General features: G+C 63.3%; 5 protein-coding genes. 1 reads left to right on the forward strand and 4 read right to left on the reverse strand.

Translation table 11 applies throughout. From position 1 onward, the window contains the following. The 4 genes from BN1056_RS11875 to BN1056_RS11885 all read right to left on the reverse strand — a co-directional run. Window positions 1–763 (reverse strand): tyrosine-type recombinase/integrase (locus BN1056_RS11875; RefSeq protein WP_244671691.1); only part of this gene is annotated, 763 nt, incomplete at its 3' end. A gap of 582 nt (window positions 764–1,345) precedes the next feature. Continuing rightward, the gene (locus tag BN1056_RS15115) at window positions 1,346–1,510 is read right to left on the reverse strand and encodes a hypothetical protein (RefSeq protein WP_425306123.1); all 165 of its coding nucleotides are present in this window, start codon (window positions 1,508–1,510) and stop codon (window positions 1,346–1,348) included. Window positions 1,511–1,702: 192 nt separating this feature from the next. Continuing rightward, the gene (locus BN1056_RS11880) at window positions 1,703–2,023 is read right to left on the reverse strand and encodes a hypothetical protein (protein ID WP_210581488.1); all 321 of its coding nucleotides are present in this window, start codon (window positions 2,021–2,023) and stop codon (window positions 1,703–1,705) included. Then, entirely contained in the window at window positions 2,014–2,997 is a 984-nt protein-coding gene (locus BN1056_RS11885; RefSeq protein ID WP_210581490.1) for a DUF2599 domain-containing protein, read from the reverse strand. The genes BN1056_RS11880 and BN1056_RS11885 overlap by 10 nt, the downstream gene beginning before the upstream one ends. 1,129 nt (window positions 2,998–4,126) lie before the next feature. Between BN1056_RS11885 and BN1056_RS15120 the strand changes: the two genes are divergently transcribed. Then, window positions 4,127–4,339: IS1/IS1595 family N-terminal zinc-binding domain-containing protein (locus BN1056_RS15120; RefSeq protein ID WP_425306130.1), on the forward strand; the 213-nt coding region annotated here is incomplete at its 3' end.

A 4,339-nucleotide genomic window follows, 5' to 3' on the forward strand; every position in this document is an offset into this window, starting at 1 on the left:
GTTCCAGGCCTCCCGCCTCACCACGCGTCAGCGAGTGGGCCACGGTGACCTCGCCGCCCAGGTCGCCGAGCTGCACGTCACGCCGCCGCAGCGCCAGGGCCTCATTGATGCGCAGGCCGGCGTCCGCCAGCAGCACGATCAGGGCTCGCAGCTCCGGGCGGATCGCGTCGGCGATAGCGTCGATCTCCTCCCCAGTCAGCAGACGCCGCTCACCACGCGCCGGCCGCTGAATCCCACCGCCCCGAACCCGTGCCGGGTTCTCCACCAGGGCCGTGTCCTCAGACTCGACGGCGGCGTTCAGCATGGCCTTCAAGGCCCGGTACGCGGGGGCGCGCACCCCGTCAGACGGTAGATCGTCGTACCAGCGGTCAACGTCGCGGGGCCTCAGGTCCACCAGGCGGACGCTGCCGAGAGCGGGCAGGATGTGGTTGCGGATGATGGGCTTGCGGGTGCGGAGAGTGCCGGGTGCCCACTCCCGCCGGTGGGCGTCCAGCCACCTTTGCGCCCAGTCGGCGACGGTGACCGACTCAATGGTCGCCGCAACCCTGGCAGCCTCCGCATCGGCGGCCACCTGGTCGGGGTGCTTCCAGACGCCGCGGGCGATGTCCGCCTCGACGGTGGCGAGGTAGGCGCGGGCCTCACCCTTGGTGCGGAACGTCATCGGGGCGTTGAAGCGCTTGCCGGGGTAGTCGTGGTGCCGGTAGCGGGCGCGGTACCGGTTGGAGCCGGTCATCTTCTCGATGGTGCCGAAGGGCCTCGCCATGATGCCTCCCTAACCCTGGGCTGAAACCTGGGTCAATTATATATGACTACCTTGATTCAGTTTGTATCACCTTGCGGCAGGTACAGCCCAGAACGCCCAGCATCCCAGGGATCAACGGGCACCTTCCCGCACCACAGCGCGAACCCCGAAGATCAGCGGTTGTAAACCTCCTTGTACTCCCGCTTGTAGTCAAAGGCCATGTCACACCTGCTGCTTCCTTGCATCGGCTGGATCTACGGTCTTGACCAGGTAGGCGCATCCGCACTTCCTGCCGTTTGCGACCTGCAGGCTACCTGTCAGTCCATCTTTGTGACGCACGTAGCGATCAAACACCCCGACACCGTGTCAGCTACATCCGCAAGCGCGGAGTATCGCTAATCGAGTCTGCTCAAGTCAAGGCCTCCAGCACCGGCCCCTCCTCCGAGGTCCGTACTCCACGAGCGCGACAACCACGAAACCCGAAAGGAACAAGGTGCGGCCGTTGCGGTCAGTCTTCGGCATCTGCCGGACTCCCCACCCGCAGCCGAGCCCCACGCACGTGCCCTCAGCGGCTCACCCGAACCGGCGCAGAGATTCCGCGCGCTACCTAGGAGTCAATCCCGCTGGCTGGCGTGACTCCGCAATCCCACCCTCATCCATCACCTGGTAGGCGGTGGTCGTTCCGCCCCTCGGCAGGGCCAGCAGGAGATCACGGTTACGCATCCTCCCCTTGGCGCGGTCCCACGTCTCCGTAGCCGCCGCCAGCACCGGACAGACGGGGTTGTCCGACCTTCAGATTCCTCCGCACCCGAGCGCTGCCGCTCGGCGGCCACGGATCGCGCCGAGGCTCTGCTCCGCTACTCGACCGTTTCAGCCATGCTGTCGACACGAGTACGGACCCCACGACCCGCTTCGGGTCCAAGGCCCGTACCGTGGGATCTCCCCTGGTGGCTTTGATTATCACCGTCCTATGGGCTGAGAATCGGGCCGGGGTGGCTGCGCCTGGTGATTCTGGTTGCGTTGGCGTCGCCACCCAACGATCAAAATGACGTTGAGGACGATGAGGAAGAGCAGCGTCGCATTGGCGAACGCCCACAGCCAGTATGCGTTCGCGAGAAGCTGCTGCGGGTCGAACCCGTGCTCTTCGGACCGGTCAACCGCCGCGTCGTGCGCGACGAACCACAGGGCGTAGAAACCGAGGGCGCTGATGTCAAGCAGAGTCAGCGTCCCGCCAACCAGCTTGTGAAACGATAGCGACTGTCTAGATTCCATCAGTTGCATTTGCTCGCCAGGAATCCGAAGTAGCCCTTATCGGGGATCTGAATGTCCAAGTTCCAGCTCTCCTTATCCGGGTCAACAATGCGCACGAAGTCGTAGTGGCAGTAGAACTGGTTGCGCATCGTACTCGTGTCGGGATCGGGGTGACCTTCACGCTCCGTCTTGTCCAGAGCCTCTTCCCAGACGATCCATCCCATTTCCGGGCCGGCGACACGCCCCCAAAAGGTGGGGTACACCATCAGGGTCGGGCTCCACTCCCATAGGTCAGCCCATTCGGTGTGGTCGATGTAGTTGACTCCCAGCCAAGGATCAGCAACCACCGGGAACTCCGTGTCGGCCGTTGCGGAGACATGCTGGGTCAGGGTATTGCCATCGACACTGTAGGAGGTCTCGACCTCGGCACCGTTCGCGTCTTTTGCCCATGGTGCGGCGACTCCGCCTTCCCAGGCACCGTCGGCGCTCAGCAGCACCACGCTGCCGTCGTCTTGAAGTTGGAGGTAGGAGCCCTCGCTTCCCGTGATCGTGTACGTGTAGTCCGTGGGCGCGTCGGCGGACTCGAGGACTGTCACGATCTGCACGGAGCCGTCGTTCTTGGGAAGCACGGTCGTGGTGAAGTCATCATTGTTGTCATAGGTGACACCCCCGAGCGATGACGGCTGGGCGGCTGTTTGCATGTTCGAGTCGGGAAGGTCGATGGTGAAGTCGGCGACACCATCGGCTACGACGATCTCCCCCTGCTCCTGGTCAGGGATCTCTACGGTGGTGTTGCCGGCCTCGGCGACGTACCCGTCGCCGTTGGACTCGGCCGAGACGTTCTCCTCGACCACTACGCCGCCAACGCTCGTCAGTGCAGAGTCGGTCGCGCTTGTCTGGTCGACAGCGGCCGCCGGCGTAGCGATGGCGATGAATGCCGGGATGCTGAGCAAGGTGAGAACAATGCTGCCTGTTCTGCGGGTGTTCAAGGCGGTGCCTTTCATTCTCGGGTTGCAGGGTTCGGCACGAAATAAGAATCAGTCCTGTTTTCTCGCGAGTTCTGCCACCTCCTTCTAACTCGCCTTACATTCACGAATCGGAACCAACACTTTTATACTAACAGCTCGAGATGTTCACAACAAGACCCGCCTGAAGGTCTTTTATTTACCGGCTTTTAAACAACAGGCGGCCGAGATCATTACACATGAGCATCTTGCTACAGGCATGCTAAACATTCGGGCTGCAGCACCATAGGCAAACGCTAATTCCGGTCGAGTAGCTGAGTCCCGCCGACCTCACGCAGCACAGGGCGGGTTCCAACTAGCCCAACGGGACAGCGCTCAAGGACTTAGACACTGGCATCGGTGTTCCATGACGCTTCTTCGGCCATGCTCAGGACTTCGCCCACGGCTTGCGGCCAAGACTCGGCGTGCTCGCGCAGAGTCAGCCCCGGCGGCGGTCCAACGTGCCCGATCGCGGCGGCGGTTCCCAGGGCGGCCTACACCTCGTCCGCGGTAAAGTCCTCCGCCCACGGGTGCGCGGCACACGGATCGATACCTTACCGTTTGGTGAGTACGCTCGCCGCACGATCCTCCGCCACCTATACGGGCCTGCAAGGCATTAGCCGCGCCAAGTCGCCGCGTACGACATGCTGCTCCCGCCGGATCATCGGGTGGCAGACCTCAACCAGCCTGTACACCGGGCTGGCCCCGACACCCATGAAAATGCACATCTGGCAGCACAAACCCGAGGACGCCGCCCCGAAAGGCTCTGATCCACCCACTCCGACCGGGGTGTGCAGTTGCAGTACCGAGCAATCCAAGTGAGCTAGAAGACCACGCACGCCGACCTAAAGCAGCACATTCGCGCAGGTCCCCCCTAAAGCACTACTTTTGCGTCGATAACCCTCGTTCGCTCCATTTCAACGAAAAACGGCCATCACCCTAAGGTGTGAGTTATCGGCGTGTACGTGGTGCTTAAGATCGGGGTTTTGGTTGCTGTGGTGCGGGAAAGTCGGGGTGATTATGGTCTGGGAGGTTAATCCGGGGCGGTGGTTGACATTCGCGGGTAGATGTGCGGGCCGTGAGAACACGGTCGCCGTGGGCAAGGCTCTGCCCGATCTGTCAGACCCCTATGAAGAAGTCCGGCCGCACCGCCGCAGGCGCCCAACGGTGGAAGTGCACCGCCTGCCGGTCCTCAACCACCGCGTCGCGCCCACCCTCGCCGGGTAGGGCCAAGCAGGCGGTGCTGGGCGAGTTCATCGACTGGGCGACCGGCAGCCGCTCCCAGGTCGACCTGTCCGGCGGTAGCGGCAGGGCGTTTCGCCGCCGGACCGCCTGGTGCCGG

Source organism: Actinomyces succiniciruminis (assembly GCF_900002405.1).
Lineage (GTDB): Bacteria > Actinomycetota > Actinomycetes > Actinomycetales > Actinomycetaceae > Actinomyces > Actinomyces succiniciruminis.

Bases quoted from the DNA above. Each gene is read 5' to 3' on its own strand.
- BN1056_RS11880 (WP_210581488.1), bottom strand. From the start codon at position 2,023: ATGCAACTGATGGAATCTAGACAGTCGCTATCGTTTCACAAGCTGGTT.
- BN1056_RS11885 (WP_210581490.1), bottom strand. From the start codon at position 2,997: ATGAAAGGCACCGCCTTGAACACCCGCAGAACAGGCAGCATTGTTCTC.